The organism is Enterococcus sp. JNUCC 77 (assembly GCF_054819945.1).
This window is the reverse complement of record NZ_JBTHIG010000003.1, coordinates 1-21,351: the sequence shown is the minus strand read 5'-3', so window position 1 is coordinate 21,351 and position 21,351 is coordinate 1. Positions and strand designations below refer to the sequence as shown.

Below are 21,351 nucleotides of genomic sequence, written 5' to 3'. Positions count from 1 at the left end.
CTATCCTTTAGGGAGTTTAACCTGTTTCCTTCGTTGTCAGAAAGGTCACTTTATTACTCACCGAGGTCTTGCTGAAGTGCTTTTTTTTCTCTTGCAACAACTGGATTTCTTGGCTATACTCCTCCGTTAGTTCTTTTTGAACCCCATACATCATTTCGGTCATTTCCAATACCTCTGTTCGAAAATCAGCTTTTGCACGATTCAATATCTCCTGACGTTGTTCTAAAGCCAATTCTCGGTCTCGCAACTGCTGTTCCTTCGCTTCTTGCTGTTTCACTAATTCGTTGATTTCCAATTGCGCATTTAATAAGTATTGGTTCTTTTCGTCTTCTGCTTCTTCCTTCATTTCCATCTTTTGATTTTCTGCTTCATCAATCAAACGGTTTGCGGCATTTTCTGCTGCAGATAAGCTATTTTCTGCTATTTTTCTTAATTTTTTCACTTCGCCAAAACTAAGATTTAACTCTTGAACTTCCTTTAGTTCTAAAAGTTGCTTTTGAAGGGTTTGATTCTCCTCATTTAATTCTTGATTCGCTTCAGTCACATCAGAATTAATAGCTTCTAGTCGGGTAATCCGCTCTGTTTGCCATTGGAACTGTTCTTCATATTCTTTTGCTAAATCATCTTTTTCTAAAGCCGACTTTCTCAAACGCTCATCATAGACTTCATAATCTGAAGCAGCCTTAGATAAAAAATCTTCCACATCTTTTTTTCTAAACCCCCCACCGACAGTCGTCTTAAAAGTCAATTTACGAATATCTATCGCTTTAAAGTTCATAGGATCCTCCTTTCTCTAGAATCATTTAAATTTTTTCTAATCGATCTGTCAGCTCTTTCGCTAATTGTTGCCATTTTTGTTTGTCTAAACGACTCAAAGACATTTGATGCTCATAGATTTGACTTTCCAAAAAGGTCATTTCTTCTTGACGACTAGCTACCAAATCCTGTTCCAACTGACGTTTTTCATAAGACAACTTAGAGAGTTCACTTTTGGCTTGTTCCTCTTGTTTTTGTTTCTTCATACTTAATTCCTGTAACGTTTCTTGATAATGCTTTTCTACAGATCTCGCATGATTTTCGGCATTTTGTTTCACTATGTTGGCTTCTTGTAAAATTCGTTGCTCCTGTTGCTTTGCCTTTTCTAGAATTTCTGCACTTTCTGTACGGGCTTTTTTAATCATCCGACCCCGATCAAAGGCCGCTTTTTCTAGAATCTGTTCTTTTTCTTTCTCAGCTGCTTTTTCAATTTCAAATGCAGTATCCTGGGCGATCATGATCGCCTTTTGAAACGAAGTTTCCTGTGGCGTAGGTTTCGGTGTAGTCATTGAAGAACGTCGTTCTTCTTTTAATATTTTCAGTTCTTTTTGACTATTTTTCAGCTCATCTAGATATTGTTGCTCCCGATTCATATATATTTCTCTTAATCGATCGGCTTTTTCTGTCGCCTGTTGCCACTGTTCTTGTAATTCATCTACTTTTTTTTCAAAGTTGTGATAATCTCGAGCGATTAATTTTAAAAAATCATCGACATCTTGCTTTTTATATCCCCCCACAGAAGCGGAAGGGAAGGTCACACGTTTGACTTTCTCTGAATCTAAATCCATGGTCTCTCTCCTATCCAAATAAAATCGGTGCAGGGTCAATTAACTTACTTTGTAATAAGGAAGCATCTGAACAAATTTCAAAATGTAAATGAGGGCCTGTACTATTTCCTGTGCTCCCTACTAAACCAATCACTTGTCCCTGGGACACTTCCTGATTCACACTGGTTTGAAAAGCACTTAAATGAGCATATAATGTGGTGGATCCATCTTCATGGAGAATCACGACATAATTCCCCCATGATGGATGGGCTTCTGCAATAATGACTTTCCCTCCTTTAGCAGCGGAGACCGCTTCTCCACTGGCAGCGGCTAAGTCTAATCCCCGATGGAATTCTCCTCCTCGTGAACCAAACCCACTAGAGAGTGTGTAGTTCCCCACTGGAACCATATAACCTGAACCAGAAATCGTATTGTTTCCTACAGTAACATCCCCTGATTCACGGTCATATTGAGTTAAATTGTAAGTCTCTATCAGTCCATTTAACTTTTGATTGTATTGGGTATCTGTCGCATACTTTCCTGTTAAAAAGGCGGTGGCATCTTCGTAAGAAGTCGTACTGGATTTCCATACCCCAGAATAAAATTCGCTATTTCCTGAAATACCATTTTTAATTAATTCGGCATAATCATTGAAGGAATCTTCATAATCTTCATACGAACGGAAACTTGCTTGAATCGTACTTAAATTGCCACTACCATCATCTTCTTGCGTACTATAAGAAACAGAGGCCCCTTCATGTGCCCCTTTAATACCAAAAAGGTTGTAATGGGGAGCTTGAGATAAAGAACTGCTACCAGAGCCAGACTCTAAAATAGCCTGTGCCATCATAACTGAGGCATATAAATCTTGTTCTTGGCCAATTTTTCTTGCACTTTCACCAATCTCTTCAATAAAAGCTTCAGTCGTTTGATTTTTAGCATATTGAATAGAACCAGTCGTTGTATAGCCCCCTGTAGGGGTCTGACTACTTTCCCAATAAGTATTAAAATCAGCTTTCTCCAAAGGCTGTGGTGCTGGATCAGTAACAGCTGGCGGCGTATCTGGTACAGGCGTCTCCACCCCACCTGTTTCTGGTGTTTCTGGTACCTCTTCTTCAATCGTAGGAGGAACAGTCGTTGTTTCTTCTTCCTTTGGTACTTCTGTCGGTGTTTCTGGTAATTTTGGTGTATCTGTTTCCCCATTTCCTGGGTTCTCGGTATCCGTACTTTCACCAGTAGGTGGTGTCGTAGGATTTTCTATTGTATTTATGGTATCTGTGGTAGAAGACGTATTTTCTGTTGGTGATTCATTCGTCGTTTCAACTGTCCCTGCCTCATCCTTAGAAGCATTCTCGCGTTCTTTTTTGTCCTTCACCTCATCTGGGGCAACTTCACTTGTCTCATGATGAGTGGCTACCGCCGCAAAGGTTTGGATAGGAGCCACACTTAATATCATAGACATAGAGCCAAAAATAGCTGTTGCCCCAACAACCCCTTTATGAAGACTATTCTTCTTTCTCTTAGTGGTTGTTCTAAATAAAATGGGGTCACTGATTGTTTCTGATAATTGATATACCTGCTTATGTCTCACTTTTTTCCCTCTTTCCTATTTCCTTTTTGATAGGTGAAAAATCTAAACTAGTGCCAGGTTCATCTAAAGCAATTTCTGTAATTTCATAAGTCATGCGGTGAATCATATCAAATAATGGGGCCAATAACTCATGCATTTCTTTTTCTGAAAAATCAGCCTCACTATTGATTTCTTTTTCTACAATGTAACTGATTTGACTGACTTTCCCTGTAATCACAAAACGTTTTAATACTAGCGAAAAGGTTAACTGTACACCTATGGTGTTGACTGTCTGTTGGTCACGAACATCATTATTTAATAGCACAACATCTGTTTTCAAAGTCGTTTCTACAGGTTCTTGTTTTAAGGGGTTTATTTTCTCAAACTTAAACCAATCTACAACAGAACGACTTCTCCTAATTTTCATATCCTCACATCCTTTCAATGGTGACTTATTTATATAGCCATCCAAAGCTCATAAAAAGCCTCATTTAGGCGATAACCTTTTCCCCAATCTGTCACTATTCCCGGTTGAATGTTTAAAGAAGTGAATATCTGTTGATTAATTTTCCCTACCCGATAAGATAATTGACTATGGGTGGAAGGATCTGACTTCCCCCATAAGGTTCTCGAAAGAGTTTCTCTAGAAATATTGTTCCCTTTTTCATCAAGTAAGATTGAAAATAAGCGCTTATTTACTTTAGATAACTGCAGTTGAAATTTGTCTACAGAAACTACTTCAGAAAAAGTGCCGTTAGAACAGGAAATTTCTACATTATTCAATAACTCTCCCAATTCAGAAGTGGTAATTCCTTTAGAAAAACATGTCTCAATGCCTTGTTCCTGCCAAAAATCTGCTTTTTCTTCAGACCATTGCGTATCTAATTTTAAAAAACAAAGTTGTTGTTGCCTTTTACAGTAAGCAGTCACTTGTGTAACTTCATTTTTGATTAATGTTTCGCTGAAAATGACAATAGAAAATCCTTTTGTCCAAGAAGGCAACATCTTAGTTTCTGTCCAATCAGTCAGTAACCCACTAGATAAAAAAACTTCATAACCTAGGTTGCGTAATTGTCGATACAAGTCCAATTCATTCTCAATATTTTTCGTTAAAACCAATACACGAACCATACACTTTCCCCCATTTCTCCACTAAATCTCATTTCCTTTTTATTTATGTAATAGACGAAATATGATAAACTAATGCCGTTCTTTTTTACTTGGTATTACGTATACCAAGCATCACTGAAAAAAGCTGCTGTTACAGCCTTTATTGAGAGTAACCTGACGATTTATGACGGCTATAAATGATAAATAGAAGGAGATTAAAATGAAAAATAGGTAAAAAAATAGCCCTCTACAACATGTATAGGACTATTGATTGATCAAAAAAAAGAAAAAAAAGGAACCCATTTTATCCATTGGTCATTTTTTTATTTAATTTATTTGAATATTAACATTAAGCCATTTGTTCTCGCTTTAAAATAGCCATTTTTCGACTAGCTAAATTAGCATCTGTATACACATCTAAAGTCATTTGAGTAGAGGCGTGCCCTAGCAATGCACTTACAGCCGTAATACTTGCATTGGCTTCGATACATCTTGTGGCAAAAGTATGACGTAATTGATGAAAGTGGATGGAGTCTAATCCACTTTTGGCGAGTATTTGATGAAAATAATAGGTGATTAATCGTGGCTCTCTAGGCTGTGTTTGCGTGGAACAAACGTAAGGGCTACGTGCTTTTCTATACCCTCTCTTCAACCATTTATAAAGATTTCTACCAATAGGTATTCTACGAACAGATTCTTTACTTTTTGCAGAAGTAAAGATTAACGTAGTTTGTCTTGTCCCTTGTTTTAGGGGGATTCTTTGGTAAGAATGGGTAATGTGGATCAATCTATTTTTTAAATCAATATCACTCCATTTTAAAGCGGCTATTTCACCAATACGTAAACCTGTATGTAATGCTAAAATAATTGGTAATCCTTCTGTTAAGGGGGCTTTTTTAGCTGTATCTTCAATTTGTTTCTCTTCTTTTTCTGTTAGGGAAGAGATCTGACTTTTTTGTTTCTTAGGCAACTGAACACCTTGACAAGGTTGTTGTAAAATTTTGTCAGTATCTAACGCATCTTGCAGACTTTTTTTTACGATTTGATAAATGACATGAATCGTTGAAGATTTTAATTGTTGTTCGTTCAATTGATTAATTAATTTTTGAATGCTCTCAGTCGTTAGTTGGTTCAGCGGATAGTCACCAATGATAGGAAAGACATAATGCTTTAATTTATAGAAATAAGTGGCATAAGTACTCTCTTTTATCATCATTTGCCTACTTCTTAACCAATGACAGACCCAGTCCTCATAGGACTGGACACAAAGACCATTTTGTTGTGTAATTTGTTGGTACTTTAATTTGTAATAGTAAAGCTTTTCTTTGACTTCTCGATAACTTTTCCCATAGATATAACCATAATGAATAGATCCATTACTTTTATACCCCTTTTTATAACGTCCCTCCCATCGTGTATCTTTTCGTTTATAAATATTTTCGCCTCGTTTTGCCATGAGAATCAGCTCCTTTATTTGACGGCTCATCTGACGGTTCATAAAACAACGATATATTTCAATTTTTATTGCTTCTTTTTTGAATTCACGTTAAAAATATAACGTTTTTAGAAAAAAACTTGTAAAAAAAAGGAATATTGTTTAATATATACAGTGTTAGAAAAATTTTTTAGAAAAATCGGTAGTGGTATCGCTAGGTTTACTTGGTATACGTAATACCAAGATAAGATAACTAAAAAAAACTTGTTATATCGTCTTCTCTATTTCTCGAAGACTGTATAACAGGTTTTTTTATTTATCTATTTAGTTTAATTAAATAACTAAAAATATGAAAGTTTCCCTCTGATAAAAATGAACTATTTTAAGTAATTTTACATTACTTTAAAAATCTATTAAACTAATCTTGCATCATTCATACTATCCAATTTATGTTACTAACAGAAAAAAATAACATTGCATTAAATAATATTCATCTTTTATGGAGGTTTATATGCATCAAAAAAGTGTTGAAGATACTTGTAATGAAGCCAATAAACGATTTATTTCTGAATCTCTTTCTGGCTACCCTAAATACAAGTATCTCCCCCAATGGCTGACTAATTTCAGTCAATATCTCACAAATGATAGAATAAAACCTAAAAAAAATTACAAAGTGTATAAAAGAGGCACCATTGTTTACATAGATTTTGGCATTAATGTCGGTCATGAATTATCTGGGAACCATTTTGCGATTATTTTAAATAATTATGACAATGCTAAAAATGGCTTATTAACTGTGCTTCCTATTTCTTCTAAAGAGAAAAAGAATTATGTCCCCGTTGGGGTCATTCTAGGGACTCAAAGTATCCGCCATGTCATTAACTATTCTGACAAACAACAAGAAAAATTACGTATTCTTATCTTGGCAGCCCTTTCTACTGGGCTATTAAATCCAAATAAACTATCACCTATTTTGATTGATATTGCTGATAAAGGGGCACCGCTAAATAAAGAAGACGTTCTAAAAAAGGCCCAAAAACTCAATCTAGTTAGTTATACACCACAAGAGCTCAAACAAAAAACCAATGAGCTGTTAAAAGAGATCCATCAGTCTAGAAAGGTATTTGACACTTACAAGAAATATACAAAAGAATCCTATATTATGCCTTTGAATATCCAATCGATTAGTAAAAATAGAATTCGACGATTAAATAAATTTGATCCTGTGGGTCAAATTAAAGCACCTGCCAACGTATTGGATAAAATTGACCAGGCACTTATGGACAAGTTTATCAAGCACTGAAGAGTATTTGACAACTTCCCTCAACCATTATATGATAACTAATATATAGGGTCTGAATCGCCCACCGACAAACGACATGAGGACGTATGCGCCTACACAAAAGCCTACTTTATTGATTAAAGTAGGCTTTTTTCTTATATAATCGTTAGTCTTATAAAATAAGGATCGTTGATTAAAACGCAGCCAGTTCTTTACTAAATAATTATGATGGACATATTTAGTAAAATAGAGATGGAACATCTGAAATTTTTTTTAAATAATTTGTGATTGCTTTTTCTCAAAATAATTCATAAAATAGAGGAACCGTAAATATTTTTATAAAGGAGAATTAAAATTAATGAACAAAGATTATTTAGCGTCAAATGTAGCAGATAAAACAGACTTAACTAAAAAAGAATCATTGGCTGTTGTCAATGAATTGTTTAAAGCTATTGAAACAGCGCTATCCAACGGGGAAAAAGTTCAAGTCATTGGGTTTGGTAATTTTGAAGTAAGAACACGGGCTTCTCGCAAAGGACGGAATCCTCAAACTGGAGAAGAACTGACTATTCCTGAAAGCAAGGTTCCTGCTTTTAAAGCAGGAAAACAACTAAAGGATTCTGTTAAATAAGAACATCTTCACTCACTCTCGTTTAAAACGGGAGATTTTTTATGTGTTATAAAAAACATCCGATTTCTTTCACTTATTATTTCTAGCATAACCATAGGATGGTACAACTCATTCTATTAACAATTTGTCCATTTATATGTATGCTATTATTTTTTTTTAGTAACTAAATGTAGTAATCACCAGATATATTCGAACGAAAAAAATAATATAGAAAAAAGCCATGTTGCGATATGAATTTTTGATACTTCTATAAATTAATTTAGGAACATGACAAAAATCTATAAAGGAGTTTGTAAAAAAATGGTTAATTCAAAAACAATTCTTGATTTTAGTGAAGAAAATATTAAATTACAACAAATGTACTGTAGAAAAATAGCCATGCATTATGAAGAATACTCTTCAGACATACGCCAATTTATATTCAGTGCTTTTTTTTCTCCTGATATTTGGGAAGACGCACCTAAAGTTTATGAGGAAACTGTTACCTCAATCTCATTTTTAGACGATGAGATACCGTTAATATTCTTGGGAGGAAGATCTCAAAATAAAATTACTAGAAAAAATCAACCTGTAGGTTTTTTTGTGACAGACCATACAATTTATGTTCTTGAAGCTAGTATGTTTTCAGACACTCTTCCTAAAAAAATCCCTTATGATTTCTCAATAGAGGAAGCTACTAAAGCGATAAATAAAGCAATCAATTCTTTTGATTGGGATTATTTACAGCCTATTTTACCAATCAATGGTAAGGAAGAATTAAAACAGCTTATTTTAGAATCAGTAACCGATATTTTAACCTTAAAAAAGGATCTAAATATAGAGCACCTAGAAGTCAAAAAATCCAATAATCTAAAAGGTAGGCTTATTGATTTAGGATTGATGAATGATTCTTGTATTAAAATTGGTGATTATGACAAATATAAAAAACATTTCAAGAAAATTCATAAAAAATTTATTATACCGGATAGTGAACGTATTCAATTTGCAGTAACAGATTCAACATTAGCAGGTCCCTATGGAATGGTTATTACAGAATGCAATGTGTATTCAAAGGACTTAATGGAAAAACCAGATAATACTAAAAGGACAGACATACCGAATAATTATCCAGTGACAATTATTGAAAGTAGTATTAGATTAGGTGATAATATTATTCATATTCTTCCATCCAGCATAGATGATAAAGACAAACTTAAACAAATTATAGTAGAGTTACTTAATGAGGAAATAACGATGTAGGAATGGAACTTATATTACCTTAGATTATTTTATTAGTATGAATAGTAGCATAAAACAGTATAACTATCCGGTACTAATTGTATTTTAATCTAATGATAAATGACAATAATGGAGTAAATCTCATTACAGAGAAAAAACAAATGAACTAAGAAATTATAATATATTATGAAAATCAATAAGCAGACTATCCGAAATGAAAAAATTCATATACGCTACCGTATAATATCTCACAATGAGTTACGTTGTCGCTAGGTACACATGGCCGCACAAAGTGTGTAAAATAGCACAGTTAATTACAATGTATTTATTTACTATACTACTGGTAATACTATTAAATGAAAAGGAAATTAAGAATGGAAATATCTAATGAAGAAGTCATCAGGAAGAAAAGAATATTCAGGAAACATTTATTTAACCGGTCTTATTTTTTGTTAATTGGTATCATGATTTTAGGTTATAGTATCGATAATTTAATTGAAATGAATAAAACAAGTTATTTTGGTTATCAGTACTATTCTGTTCCTAAGATTTTAGAATGGTTTTTTGATAAGTTTGGACCTATTCCAACTACGATTGTAATGATTCTCATTTCTATAGGTTTCATTAGTTATTTTATTTTAGGATTACTTACTTACCGAAAAAATATGCGGGAATTAAAAAATGCACAACAGATACATTAGGAAAATTAAAGAATCCAATAATTCCTTACCCTTTTTTTAACTCACTAGGATTTGATATAAATGTGATTGTAATAATAGAAAAAAAATAGAAATATTTTGGGGTAATTAAGAAAAAAAGTTCTGTTGCAAAGGTTTTAAAAAAAAGATTTCAAGTTTTTATTGATTTTATGCTTAGATGCCTATTAAAGTATTCATTTCATTAATTACTGAAAAGCCAAAGAAATTTCTTTCTCTTTGGCTTTTTTTATATAAAGAGTATGTATGATTTTAATTCCTTTAATTGTCAAGGAGGCAATCCTTATGGACTGATATACTTTGTATTTTTTCTTAATGAAACGATGATCCTGTTCAATGATGTTACTCAGGTACTTACTCATTCGATGTTCAGTCTCAGAAAACAATCCTTCAGATTGAGATTGAAGTCGATTAAACGTTTGGAGAAGTCATAGGCTGCTTGTTTGCAAGGATTTTTTCGTAACTAAATATCTAATGTTATACCCGAAAAATCAATAGCTCGATACGAATAATGTCACTTTTCTTTTACCTTAATATAAGTTTCATCCATTCTCCAGGAATCGCCAACAGATTTATTTCTTTTCTTCCAAAAGCAATTGATAATCTGAATATATTCTTGTACCCATCGATAAACAGTCGCGTGGCAAACGTTGATTCCATGATCATTAAGGATTTCTGAAATATCACGATAACTCAATAGTAGCCTCATTATGATATCATTTTTAGATCATTTGCCTTTAAAATGGGACATTATTATTCTCCTCATACTCTATTTCTATCCATTTTACACTAGATAAACGGTTAGATAATATTTTGCAATAGAACCTTGAAAGTGAATGATTCTGTTAAAAGTTGCTAAGATAACTACCACTAATAATGAACTAAATAAAGCTAGCAGGTAGTATAATAAAGGTTGGACAGATGAAGGTATTGCCTTTTACAGTGCTAAATAATTAACAATAGTGTTAAAGCACCGCGTAAAATATTATGCGGTGCTTTATTTTTTTATGGTTAATTTTATTTTCTTGCTCTTAGAGCCGATAAGATTGACGTAACATCTACTAACTCTTGCAATGCAGCTCCTAGCAATGCTGGTAATACTCCTGTACTAGCAATTAACATTAAAATAGTACAAATAAGAATACCAATTAAAACAGACTGTTTTGCTATCTTCATTGTTCTTTTTGAAATTTTTAAACCAGTAGCCACGCGGGATAGATCATCTTTTAGTATGACAATATCGGCACTTTCACTAGCTGCTGAGGAGCCTCGAGCCCCCATAGCGATCCCAATATCTGCTGTAGATAATGCTGGAGCATCATTTACACCATCACCTACCATAATTTCTGGGCGCATATTAGGGGGAATATTATTTAAAATTTTTATTTTATCTTCTGGTAGGCAATCAGCATAAACTTCATTTATTCCTACTTCTTTTGCTATTGAATCTGCTATTAGCTGGTTATCACCCGTTAGCATAATTATTTTTTTTATACCCAATAGTTTTAACTTTGCAACGGTATCTTTAGTTTCCGGTCGAACTGTATCAGCAAACACTATTTTACCAACGTATTTATTTGCAATAGCAATATAAATTGTTGTTTGATTAACACCTTGTTCTTCATTCAAATATGCAAATCTAGCTTTTCCCACCCGAATAATTTGTTTGTTTATTTTACCAGAAACACCTTGCCCCGTTGTTTCTTCAAAATCATCGCAAGATAAAAGATCAATATTTTGTTTTTTTGCATATTCAACAAGTGACCTTGCTAAAATATGAGAAGAGTTTTGTTCAGCGCTGGCAGCTAATTGCAATAATTTTTCGGGCTCTATTAAGTCCTGATAAGTTTGAATGTTCTGTACAGTTAAAATTCCTTCTGTTAAAGTCCCAGTCTTATCAAAAGCAACAGTTTTTGCCTGAGCCATTCTTTCCAATACAGTCCCATTTTTTACTACTATACCATTACGGCTGGATTTGCTCATCCCTGCAACTAAGGCAATGGGAGCCGCTAAAATCAATGGGCATGGGGAAGCAACAACCATTACCTCTGCAAATCTAATAGGCTCTTTCGATATAAACCAAGAGATTCCACCTATGACATAGGCAATAATGGTAAAAGGTACTGCATATTGATCAGCCAAACGAACAAATTTAGCGGGCTTTTCTTTCGATTCTTGGACTAACCGAACTAGTGATTGATATTGGCTGTCTTTTGCCGTTTTCGTCGCCTCATAAGTAAATGAACCCTCACCATTTAACGATCCCGACATCAATGTATCTCCAGTCTTTTTTTCTACGGGTTTAGATTCACCAGTCAAGGAAGATTCATCTAAAGATAAGTTCTCGGTTAAAAGATAACCATCAACTGGAACAATCTCACCTGATTTAACTAAAATTTTATCTCCAATTTTAATATTATTTACTGAAACATCTTCGATAAAATTATTTTCTATTTTATGGGCTATTTCTGGAGAATTATTTAGCAAAGAAGTTAGTTCTTTGCTGGCTTGTTTACTGGCGTAATCCTCTAAACTATCCCCCCCAGCTAACATTATTAGTACAACTAAACTGGCCCAATATTCACCAACCACTAAAGTAGATATAATTGCAGTAATCGCAAGAATATCAACACCATACGTTCCAGACTTAATCGTCTTAATCATTGAAATAAACATGATGATGGCCATTATACCACCAACTATGGCAATGATATAATATGCTATCTTTGGTGAATGGAATACAAATTGACTAAATAATGCACAAATACCTACGAATAAAATAATAATTAATTTTTTTAAGTTTGACATATAATCACCTAATTTCTTATATATGCATAAGATAGCACAATATACTTAATTACTAGTGATTTATACCTTAAATGATAACGATAATCTTTAACAGGGAATGAATCAATCTAATAAGGGACTACTTTAATTTTACATTCTGGTCTATTAAGTGATTCGTATTTCTTAAGATGATATATTTAATAGATAGCTATAATAAACAGTGAAAGCTGAAGCAACACCAACCATCAACAATTTAAAAAGTCCATTATAAGCACACCTATAACGGACAGTTTAAATTTATATATTATTTAATTGTAATTAAATACAACAAACACAAATTTATAAAGTATGACGGATAGTATTAAAGATTTTAAAAACAATCAGAAAAATAGAGGAAATAACATCCGTACTATTAAACAACATATGTGCTAAAATCGGTACCCAAATATTTTTAGTTACTAAATATGTTATTCCCAGCACTAACCCTGCAAGAACATAAGGTCCACTGGCTAAAAAACTTGCATTAAAATTATAGTAATGAGAAAAACCAAATAAAATACTAGAAATAATTAACATCAATACTGCTTTCTTCTTGTCAGATCTATAAGTATATAATCCCTCATATCTATAAGTAATTTCTTCAATGAAAGCTACTAAAAGGTTGAGCATTCCAGCTAAGAAAGTAAAAAATAACCCTGCTATTGTATCTACTGAAAAGTTATAAGCTTCTATATTTTTTTCAGGAATAAATTGATTAAAAAAAGGACGAGATAATTGTATGATTAAGAAAAGCAATAGTACAATAATTAATACAAGAAAACTATTGACCCACTTCTTTGATTTAAACGCCCTCCAATCCTTCAGTAAGATATCTCTTTTTGTCTGTACATCTCTTATAAATAGTAGTAGAAACCATATTGTAGGAAATAAGAAATATATATATGGATTACTTCCTGCAATATTCCTTGCAATAGTTAAAATTAATAAAGTTCCTAAGAAAATAACAGTTGCAATAACTAATCCACTTTTCTTAATATTTGCCATAAAAACACCATCCACTATTAGAAATATTTTATTTTAAATATGTCGTGCTAGTATTTATCCTACTAAAAAAGAACGATTAGTAGCCTTTTCATATGTTACTTGAGTAAATAAATCCCTAAGATTTTCTAGATTACGTAAAGTAGGCACATCATCAATAATATACAGATTAATATCTATATCAAAGATATCTCTGATATTCGTTACCAAAACATCAAAATTATCTGCAGTCAATACTCTTTTTATTTCATCTGGAGAAGAGGTAGTCACTTGAATTTCTCGTCCAAAGTGCTTCTCTAAAAAGTAACAAATCATTTGAGTGTGTCCTTCACCGAGATCACTCGCAGCAACAACCTTCAAGATGGTTTTTTCTTTATCTAAATAAAGAAAGAGATGTCTCCAATGTATAAATATGAACGCCATCATTTGATTTCTATACATGGTGTACCAAGGAAAATGATATTTTTTTTCCATTGTTAGTAGCAATTCTAGAATCTCTTCATGATAGGATTTAAAGGTTATTTCTAATGAGTGAGAAAACATAATTCGTCGATCATAAAAATTTAAATGATCCGTGGGATAAATTTTATGTTTCAGATAAATAGAAAGGAAGTAGTTTTTTATATTAGTATCTATACCATCATGCATCTCACAATCAAATCTTTTTTGTAAACTACAGATAAATTCATTTGCTTGACTGTCTAACTTACTATATTCTAATTCACTTTCCCATCCAAAATACCACCAAAATACAGTGTAGTAAAAATTAGTAAGATTAAAATCGCTTCTAGAAATATTTAATTCATTGATCATATCTAAGATTAAGACATCTAGTTTATCGCTAAAAATATACCGATGGTGAAAAGCCTCAACACGTTCTATATCAACAGCATCAATATAATATCCATGCATTTGTCTTGTCAGTGTTAAAGCAATCAAATAGTTTAATTCTGTCAATTCAAATTTTGAAAGATTTAATTTGAACTGTGTGCTTAATGTTATAGATAATTTTGAAATTTGAGATTCATTTAACTCAAAAGGCCATTCAGAAGTGGTATTAAGTAAATAGTGTGTGAAGAAAAATCTTAATTGCCGTTCATCTTGACTAATAATCTCAATAGGATCCATGTTTATATTAATTTGTCGACTAGATAGAAAAGACTTTATGTCTACTAAATCTCTATAAAGAGTAGAATGACTGATATATAATTTTTCTTCCCATTTCACAGAATCTTGTACAGGCTGTAAAAGCAACTCTATTAATAAACTAGTTTTCCTAGAATTTTTATAAGCAGAAATATAAATAGATTGAATATTCTGATTTCTTAATTCTTGAAATTTCACGCCCATTTTTTTGTCAGTACTTATTTTAAAGGTATCTGCATAAGTATCATTCAAATATGTTATATCTTTTATGATTGTCTGCTTTGAAGCTTTTATTTCTGAAACTAACGAGTCAACTTGAACCCACCTATTCTGACTTAGAATCGTTAACAAGCGCAATCTCCTATCAACATCCTTGTTTAATAAATTACTTGGCATAACTATACCCCCGAATTTTTTTATATTCTCCATATGTGGTAACTATAGTGTGAAAAGCTTTTATTTCAAAGAAAAAAGCTCATTAAAAAAGCCATTATATGCGTAACTCTAATAGACTGTTTCCATTTTAAATAATATTCATACATAAGTTACATTAAAATAATTCTGAATAACGCTATACAGCAAGCTCACTAACACTTTTAAATTCATTGTTTATAGTTCTTAATCTAATACAGATTTAGGTGCATATGAGTTTTTTCTATTTAATAATTCCGCATTATAATTACAAGAAGACCAATTTATTTTATGGACATAAATTTTAGATACTAGAGTAGACTAATACATTTGGAGTAAATTAGAAAGGTCAAAAACATTAAGTTTCTGACCATTCACTACATATTTTTATTAGTAAAGCTTTTTTTCACTGCAATAATTTGTTGAGTTTTAAAATAGAAATTATTTTAAAATATTTCATTGCACAAGATATAAAAATATCTTTTCCCACCATAGAAATATGATTTTTACATACTTTCCAAAAAATATTGACTAAAAATCATTGATATAAATACATAAACAATAATATTATGCCCCCTAACGTGCATTCTAGGAGTCGTTGCCAATATCTATCAAACTCAATATAAATACTGTTTATTTCCTGATTCATCGTGTTGAAGCCAAACTATTAATTATAAAAACGAATAGAAACATAACACTCCACAGGCGTATATTCGGATGCAACGCGTCCTACATTATCTAATTAATACTATAGTCGATTAAATTTAAACTAGTGTTTCTATCCTTTAAAATTGTGTTGTTGCATTCTAGACACTGGTATACAACTCCAGATTCTAAAAGATTAAAGTTCATACTTTTACATCTATAACATATTTTACTACAAGGATAAGTTGGGGCCACTTCGGTAAAATCAATATTTAGTTCTTCACATTTGTAGTGGAGTTGCCTTTTTAATTCATAATAGCACTCCTTTGATAACCTTTTCTGATGTTCTTGTTTTTTCATTAATTCATGAAGGGGTAAATAAGATATCACTATTTTATCAGGGCGCTTCTTGAGAATGGTTGTGGTAACATAGTGCCAATAGTTTTCACGAATATTTGAAATTTTCCTGTAGATCAATTGAATTCTTATCTCTAACTTGTGAAGATTCTTTTTTTCAACAAATAATTTATCTTCGTTCATTCTTATCTTTCGACGATGTTGTTGTTTTAGCCTAGCTAGTTTTTTCTCAAGTTTTTTCATTGTGTTAGTTTGGTTTATTGAAGTAAATTTTTCTCCTGTAGACAACACAACTGGATAAGTTCCATCCAAGCAAATTCCCAAAGTACCACTTATTGGATAAGTTATTTGATCAACTTCTAATCCCACAGCTAAATACCAATACTTTCCGTCAAAAGAGATTCTAGGATTATATACTTTCTTATTCACCGGCAAATTTACATTCGTTTTTACCCAACCTATTTTTTCCAACAATACAGACTTATCCTTAAACTTTATACGTGTTGAATCATTATAAAATGAGGGAGTTGTTTTCTTCTTAGTTTTATATTTCGGAATTTCAACATATAAATTACTTGAACCATCTATTGCATGAAACCATTTTTTGTAAGCATCACAAGCATCTTTAACAGCTTGCTTTGCAATATTATTCGACACTAGGGTTAACCAATAGTACTTAGGTCGTTTTTTCATTTTTGTAATATGTTTTCGAATCATCTGGTCGGAAAGAAGTCCCCCATTATTAAATCGATAATTCATACGTTGCATACTTATTGTATAATTATAGACCCAACGAGCAGTTCCCGCGGATTGCCATAGCTTCATTAATTGTTCATTCGTGGGATATAGCCTTATCTTTTTCCTCGAATCATTTTTTTCCCTCCCTCGAGATTAATGATCTCTTCACCAGAATATTATTGACAAGTCTCCATTAAAATCATTAATTATAAATAAATTGTGAAATGGAGTCTTCATAATATTTCTGTTGCTTTGAATCACAAACGACCAGTACAGACACACACATATACAACAAGAAAAGTATAAAAACCACTAACAATCTCACTCTTCTCACTTCTTTCGTTGTTCCCTTCGTAAAAAAAACACACTATTTTTTTGATGACGGGTAATCTGAAAAATTGCCTACTTGACTGTATACTGTAAGATAATCCATTTTATAACAACTCTTTATAACGATGGATATAGAATCGTTTCACGATGGTCACTAAAGCCAAGTACGCCACAATAGTAGCTGCTAACCATAACCAATAATCGGTCGGCAAAGCTGCTAACCCTAAACTTTGTCCGAAGTTTGTAAATGGCAAGACTGTCCCTACAGCAATACCTAGTGAAGTAATAGCTGTCATGATAAATGAACCCCTGCTTTGAATAAACGGAATCTTCGGCGTCCGTAATGCATGTAGTACTAAAGTCTGGGACCATAAGGATTCCACAAACCAACCAGCATGGAATACAGCAATAAACGCGACTTGTTGAGCTGGTGTCAGAGTATGAAATTCTCCGCCAATAACAGCCGGACAAATGACAAAATACATGAGTAAATAGGTCGTAATATCAAACACGGAACTTGTTGGTCCTAACCAAATCATAAATTTCCCAATACTAGAAGCTTCCCAACGTTTCGGTTCATCTAGATATTCTCTATCCATGTGATCCCAAGGAATCGATACACAGGAAATATCATAGATAAGATTTAAAAAGAGAATTTGTAAAGGTAACATCGGTAAAAATGGTAAGAATGTACTGGCAACTAAAACTGAAAACATGTTTCCGAAATTTGAACTTGCTGTGGCTTTGATATATTTCATGATGTTTCCAAATGTTTCTCGTCCAGAAATAATCCCTCGTTCCAAAATCATCAAGTCTTTTTCCAATAAAATAACATCAGCAGATTCTTTGGCAATGTCAACTGCGGTATCCACTGAGATACCAACATCTGCTGCTTTCATAGCTGGTGCATCATTGATTCCGTCACCAAGAAATCCTACAGTATGACCATTTTCGCGTAAAATCCGCGTAATTTGTTGTTTTTGGTGTGGATTTAGTTTTACAAATACGTTGTATTTTTCTACTAAATAGCTGAGTTCTTGATCTGAAATGTTTGCAATATCCTCACCACTAATTAACTTTTCTGCCCCCAAGCCAACTTGTTTACAAACTGATTGTGTTACCAAGGCATTATCCCCAGTCAACACTTTCACACCAACTCCATGCGTTTTTAAAGTCTCTAATGCTTGTTTAGTTGTTTCTTTTGGAGGGTCTAAAAAGGCTAAATAGCCAATTAAAACCATCTCAGATTCGTCTGCTACTGAAAACTCTCCTACAACGCTAGGATTTGTCTTGTGTGCAACACCAATCACTCGTAAGCCATCTTCATTTAATTCACTTACCTTTTTCAATATTTCTTGTCTAACCTCATCAGTCAATTCTGTAACGGTCCCTCTAAAATCTACAAAACTTGAGATACTCAACATTTCTTCAATTGCACCCTTAGTGATCATTTGGGTTTTTCCACTAGTGTCATCTACTACCACACTCATACGTCTACGTTCAAAATCAAAAGGAATCTCATCAACCTTTTTGTAATGTATTTCTTTCGTATCCAGTTCCTCTTTTGCCGCATCAATAATAGCAACGTCCAATAAGTTTTTTAATCCTGTTTGATAAAAACTGTTTAAATAAGCATGGCGTAATACACGGTTGTCTTCTTCGCCAGATAAGTCCAAATGATACTCCAAAATGATCTTATCTTGTGTCAGTGTTCCTGTCTTGTCGGTACACAACACATCAATAGCACCGAAATTTTGAATCGAATTGAGATTTTTTATAACCGTTCCTTTCTTCGCCATAGCTGTCGCCCCTTTAACCAAATTGGTTGTTACAATCATAGGCAACATTTCCGGCGTTAAACCAACCGCTACAGATAAACCAAATAGAAAAGCTTCCATCCAATCCCCTTTAGTAAATCCGTTGATGACTATAACTGTTGGAGCCATCAAAGCCATAAACTTGATAAAGAGAAAAGAAGTTTTTCGAATGCCCGTTTCGAAACTTGTTTGAATCGGCTTACTTGATAATGATCCCGCAACATTTCCAAATAGAGTACGATTACCAGTTCCAATTACCACACCTTCGGCACTTCCGCTAATAACATTACTACCCATATACACCATATTCTCGTAACTAGTTTCTGAATTATGTTGTGTAACAATGATATCTGATCTTTTTTCTACTGGGTAACTTTCTCCTGTTAGTGCGGATTGTGAAATAAACAAGTCCTTAGTCGTAATGAGTCGGATATCAGCCGGAATCATATCCCCAGCCGATAATTTTACAATATCTCCACAGACAATTTCTTCCATAGGAATTTCATCATACTTATTCTTCCGTTTTACGGTTGCAGTTACTTTTACAAGCGATTTTAGTTTTTCCGCCGCTTGATTTGATCGTACAGATTGAATTAAAGTCATTGTTCCGCTAATCAAAACCATTGCGAAAATAATACTACTACCAAAAAAATCCCGATCTTCCGGTGCTACAATAACAACATCTGTAATAAAAGAAGTAATCCCCAATCCAATCAGAACTAACGTAAAGGGAGTGATATAGGCTTTTATTATTTCAATGAAAAAGGGTGTTTTCTTTCCATATGAAATCTTATTATCCCCATATTCATTTCTTGCTCTGATTGCTTGCCCCTCAGACAGTCCTTTTTTTGATGTTTGAAATGTATCAAAAAGATTTTCAATTGTTTTTCGTGCTATTAAACCATAATTTACGTCATGATTTCCATTTTTTCTAGTTTCCACTCTTCTTTCCTTCTCTCCAAAAAAATTCGCCATAATCCTATCCCAATCATTAGGTATAGAATGATATTTCCTAGCATCTTCATAAAACTTCCTCCTTGCTAGGGTTTGGAGAGTTCAGGAACTAAAAACAAATAGACAATAATAATTGATTTGTTTTTAGTTCAATCTTTTTCTGCAAACCCAACTGCCTCGAACTACTGTCATCCATTTGTTTTCATCTCCTTTTTTTTCGAAAAGTATACTAATTCTTTTTTAAATACCTTTAATGTCAACCCATTTTCATAATAAGCATCCATTAAATCACAATACCCCATTTTTTCATAAAATCCCCAAGCTTGCTTTCTTCCAGTTAAAAAAATGATGGAAAAGCTAAAATTTCTAGCTACCTGCTCAGCATACACAATCAATCTTTTCCCCAGACTTCTTCCTTGATAATCTAGATGAATAGCCACTTGCTTTATTTGAATGCAGTTTGAAAAACAAGGATGCATTAGTAAAGTACCTACTGTCACGCCATCCCGCTTGATTACCAAGTGAATGTCGTTTATCTCACTAATAGGCGAGGCTGTCAAATAGGGTTGCCCCACGCTAGCTCTCAATAACTCGTTTCGCAGAATAATCGCTTCCCGATAAGTTCGACTATCCCATCTAACTATAGTAAACACTGTTTTACCGCGTTTCTTCCTCCTTTATTAGTTGATAAACTTCAAGTACCTCTTTGTTTCTCGATAAATGAGCAATGATTTCCTTCATTGCCAGATCCATATTTGAAGCGGATTCAAGCTCAACTTGTAGTTGAACCATATCTCCGACAAGGTCTTGACATACAAAATGACAGAATGATAAATAATACCGATCTAATTGAGCGATAGTTTCTGTTCTCAGCGAAACTTCGGACGAATTTTTACCTATAATGATCGAAAAGGAATTTTGCACGTTATCTATAGTATCAGGTCGATATACTTCCGCAATTTGATCAAATCGATGAGAAATAAAACGTATCATAATGTTAACAAAAGTGATCACAATTGCTGCCCAGAAACCTTCTTTAATCGATCCCGCACCAATCATTACTCCTACTGCAGCTGTACACCAAAGTGTCGCAGCAGTATTTAAACCTGTAACGCTAAAACCATCCCGTAAAATGATCCCCCCTGCCAAAAAACCTATACCACTAACTACTTGTGCTGTTATTCTTGTTGGGCTAGTATCTATCGTAAATGTCGAAGACAAAGAAACAAAAATTGTTGCCCCAAGTGAAACTAAAACCATCGTACGTACTCCAGCTAGTTTTTTCGTCATTGACGTTCAATTCCAATCAATCCACCTGCCAGTACACTCATAAACAACATAATTAAAAATCCATAGCATCCCTTCCTCTCTAGGTTATCAAAAATAAAAATGAATATGTTAAATAAAAAAAACGGTTCTCCGCACAAAAACTCCGCGAAAAACCGTTCTAAAATCATCAAATCACATGACAAAATAAGACGTCGATCTAATCGTTGAGTTTTGGCACTATACAACGTAAAGACAAACATCTTAGCTACCTTAAGAAAAGCCTTGTATTCGACAATCCCTGTTCTACCCAT

At 33.2% G+C, this 21,351-nt stretch carries 17 protein-coding genes, 1 pseudogene and 1 riboswitch; of the genes and pseudogenes, 4 read left to right on the top strand and 14 right to left on the bottom strand.

Annotation, left to right across the window (positions count from 1 at the left end):
* Positions 1 to 16: 16 nt before the first annotated feature.
* The 6 genes from ACVWNY_RS17985 to ACVWNY_RS17960 form a co-directional block, all read right to left on the bottom strand.
* Positions 17 to 778 (bottom strand): hypothetical protein, encoded by a 762-nt coding sequence (locus ACVWNY_RS17985; RefSeq protein WP_454072438.1) that lies wholly within the window; start codon positions 776 to 778, stop codon positions 17 to 19.
* A gap of 25 nt (positions 779 to 803) precedes the next feature.
* Positions 804 to 1,604, bottom strand: a complete 801-nt coding sequence (locus ACVWNY_RS17980) for a DivIVA domain-containing protein (RefSeq protein ID WP_454072437.1) — start codon at positions 1,602 to 1,604, stop codon at positions 804 to 806.
* Between the two features lie 10 nt (positions 1,605 to 1,614).
* On the bottom strand, positions 1,615 to 3,045 hold the full coding sequence (locus ACVWNY_RS17975; RefSeq protein WP_454072469.1) for a M23 family metallopeptidase: 1,431 nt from the start codon (positions 3,043 to 3,045) through the stop codon (positions 1,615 to 1,617).
* Between the two features lie 118 nt (positions 3,046 to 3,163).
* The gene (locus tag ACVWNY_RS17970; protein WP_454072436.1) at positions 3,164 to 3,580 is read right to left on the bottom strand and encodes a DUF1149 family protein; all 417 of its coding nucleotides are present in this window, start codon (positions 3,578 to 3,580) and stop codon (positions 3,164 to 3,166) included.
* Between the two features lie 29 nt (positions 3,581 to 3,609).
* Complete coding sequence (locus tag ACVWNY_RS17965) at positions 3,610 to 4,284, bottom strand: winged helix-turn-helix domain-containing protein (RefSeq protein WP_454072435.1); 675 nt, start codon at positions 4,282 to 4,284, stop codon at positions 3,610 to 3,612.
* A 328-nt stretch (positions 4,285 to 4,612) separates the two neighbouring features.
* Positions 4,613 to 5,719: a tyrosine-type recombinase/integrase gene (locus tag ACVWNY_RS17960; protein ID WP_454072434.1), complete on the bottom strand. Its 1,107-nt coding sequence runs from the start codon at positions 5,717 to 5,719 to the stop codon at positions 4,613 to 4,615.
* 490 nt (positions 5,720 to 6,209) lie between these two features.
* Here ACVWNY_RS17960 and ACVWNY_RS17955 point away from each other — a divergent pair, with 490 nt between their 5' ends.
* The 4 genes from ACVWNY_RS17955 (at position 6,210) to ACVWNY_RS17940 (ending at position 9,530) form a co-directional block, all read left to right on the top strand.
* Positions 6,210 to 7,001 (top strand): type II toxin-antitoxin system PemK/MazF family toxin, encoded by a 792-nt coding sequence (locus ACVWNY_RS17955; RefSeq protein ID WP_454072433.1) that lies wholly within the window; start codon positions 6,210 to 6,212, stop codon positions 6,999 to 7,001.
* 337 nt (positions 7,002 to 7,338) lie between these two features.
* The gene (locus ACVWNY_RS17950) at positions 7,339 to 7,611 is read left to right on the top strand and encodes an HU family DNA-binding protein (protein ID WP_454072432.1); all 273 of its coding nucleotides are present in this window, start codon (positions 7,339 to 7,341) and stop codon (positions 7,609 to 7,611) included.
* A 300-nt stretch (positions 7,612 to 7,911) separates the two neighbouring features.
* Positions 7,912 to 8,850, top strand: coding sequence for a hypothetical protein (locus ACVWNY_RS17945; protein ID WP_454072431.1), 939 nt, complete (start codon positions 7,912 to 7,914; stop codon positions 8,848 to 8,850).
* Between the two features lie 353 nt (positions 8,851 to 9,203).
* Positions 9,204 to 9,530, top strand: a complete 327-nt coding sequence (locus tag ACVWNY_RS17940; protein ID WP_454072430.1) for a hypothetical protein — start codon at positions 9,204 to 9,206, stop codon at positions 9,528 to 9,530.
* Between the two features lie 171 nt (positions 9,531 to 9,701).
* Here the strand turns inward: ACVWNY_RS17940 and ACVWNY_RS17935 are convergent.
* The 8 genes and pseudogenes from ACVWNY_RS17935 to ACVWNY_RS17900 form a co-directional block, all read right to left on the bottom strand.
* A pseudogene (locus ACVWNY_RS17935) lies at positions 9,702 to 10,254 on the bottom strand (IS6 family transposase).
* A 308-nt stretch (positions 10,255 to 10,562) separates the two neighbouring features.
* Complete coding sequence (locus ACVWNY_RS17930) at positions 10,563 to 12,353, bottom strand: heavy metal translocating P-type ATPase (RefSeq protein WP_454072429.1); 1,791 nt, start codon at positions 12,351 to 12,353, stop codon at positions 10,563 to 10,565.
* 318 nt (positions 12,354 to 12,671) lie between these two features.
* Positions 12,672 to 13,376 (bottom strand): CPBP family intramembrane glutamic endopeptidase, encoded by a 705-nt coding sequence (locus tag ACVWNY_RS17925; RefSeq protein WP_454072428.1) that lies wholly within the window; start codon positions 13,374 to 13,376, stop codon positions 12,672 to 12,674.
* A gap of 54 nt (positions 13,377 to 13,430) precedes the next feature.
* The gene (locus ACVWNY_RS17920; RefSeq protein WP_454072427.1) at positions 13,431 to 14,915 is read right to left on the bottom strand and encodes a PTS sugar transporter subunit IIB; all 1,485 of its coding nucleotides are present in this window, start codon (positions 14,913 to 14,915) and stop codon (positions 13,431 to 13,433) included.
* Positions 14,916 to 15,668: 753 nt separating this feature from the next.
* A complete protein-coding gene (locus tag ACVWNY_RS17915; RefSeq protein WP_454072468.1) occupies positions 15,669 to 16,787 on the bottom strand; it encodes an RNA-guided endonuclease InsQ/TnpB family protein in 1,119 nt (372 codons plus the stop codon).
* 317 nt (positions 16,788 to 17,104) lie between these two features.
* On the bottom strand, positions 17,105 to 19,792 hold the full coding sequence (gene mgtA, locus ACVWNY_RS17910; protein WP_454072426.1) for a magnesium-translocating P-type ATPase: 2,688 nt from the start codon (positions 19,790 to 19,792) through the stop codon (positions 17,105 to 17,107).
* Positions 19,793 to 19,959: 167 nt separating this feature from the next.
* Complete coding sequence (locus tag ACVWNY_RS17905) at positions 19,960 to 20,346, bottom strand: GNAT family N-acetyltransferase (RefSeq protein ID WP_454072425.1); 387 nt, start codon at positions 20,344 to 20,346, stop codon at positions 19,960 to 19,962.
* A gap of 82 nt (positions 20,347 to 20,428) precedes the next feature.
* Positions 20,429 to 21,031 (bottom strand): MgtC/SapB family protein, encoded by a 603-nt coding sequence (locus ACVWNY_RS17900; protein ID WP_461211755.1) that lies wholly within the window; start codon positions 21,029 to 21,031, stop codon positions 20,429 to 20,431.
* 218 nt (positions 21,032 to 21,249) lie between these two features.
* Positions 21,250 to 21,351, bottom strand: a riboswitch (M-box (ykoK) riboswitch). This riboswitch is flagged as partial in the annotation.

Bases quoted from the DNA above. Each gene is read 5' to 3' on its own strand.
- ACVWNY_RS17985 (WP_454072438.1), bottom strand. From the start codon at position 778: ATGAACTTTAAAGCGATAGATATTCGTAAATTGACTTTTAAGACGACT.
- ACVWNY_RS17980 (WP_454072437.1), bottom strand. From the start codon at position 1,604: ATGGATTTAGATTCAGAGAAAGTCAAACGTGTGACCTTCCCTTCCGCT.
- ACVWNY_RS17975 (WP_454072469.1), bottom strand. From the start codon at position 3,045: ATGTCTATGATATTAAGTGTGGCTCCTATCCAAACCTTTGCGGCGGTA.
- ACVWNY_RS17970 (WP_454072436.1), bottom strand. From the start codon at position 3,580: ATGAAAATTAGGAGAAGTCGTTCTGTTGTAGATTGGTTTAAGTTTGAG.
- ACVWNY_RS17965 (WP_454072435.1), bottom strand. From the start codon at position 4,284: ATGGTTCGTGTATTGGTTTTAACGAAAAATATTGAGAATGAATTGGAC.
- ACVWNY_RS17960 (WP_454072434.1), bottom strand. From the start codon at position 5,719: ATGGCAAAACGAGGCGAAAATATTTATAAACGAAAAGATACACGATGG.
- ACVWNY_RS17955 (WP_454072433.1), top strand. From the start codon at position 6,210: ATGCATCAAAAAAGTGTTGAAGATACTTGTAATGAAGCCAATAAACGA.
- ACVWNY_RS17950 (WP_454072432.1), top strand. From the start codon at position 7,339: ATGAACAAAGATTATTTAGCGTCAAATGTAGCAGATAAAACAGACTTA.
- ACVWNY_RS17945 (WP_454072431.1), top strand. From the start codon at position 7,912: ATGGTTAATTCAAAAACAATTCTTGATTTTAGTGAAGAAAATATTAAA.
- ACVWNY_RS17940 (WP_454072430.1), top strand. From the start codon at position 9,204: ATGGAAATATCTAATGAAGAAGTCATCAGGAAGAAAAGAATATTCAGG.
- ACVWNY_RS17930 (WP_454072429.1), bottom strand. From the start codon at position 12,353: ATGTCAAACTTAAAAAAATTAATTATTATTTTATTCGTAGGTATTTGT.
- ACVWNY_RS17925 (WP_454072428.1), bottom strand. From the start codon at position 13,376: ATGGCAAATATTAAGAAAAGTGGATTAGTTATTGCAACTGTTATTTTC.
- ACVWNY_RS17920 (WP_454072427.1), bottom strand. From the start codon at position 14,915: ATGCCAAGTAATTTATTAAACAAGGATGTTGATAGGAGATTGCGCTTG.
- mgtA (WP_454072426.1), bottom strand. From the start codon at position 19,792: ATGGCGAATTTTTTTGGAGAGAAGGAAAGAAGAGTGGAAACTAGAAAA.
- ACVWNY_RS17900 (WP_461211755.1), bottom strand. From the start codon at position 21,031: ATGGTTTTAGTTTCACTTGGGGCAACAATTTTTGTTTCTTTGTCTTCG.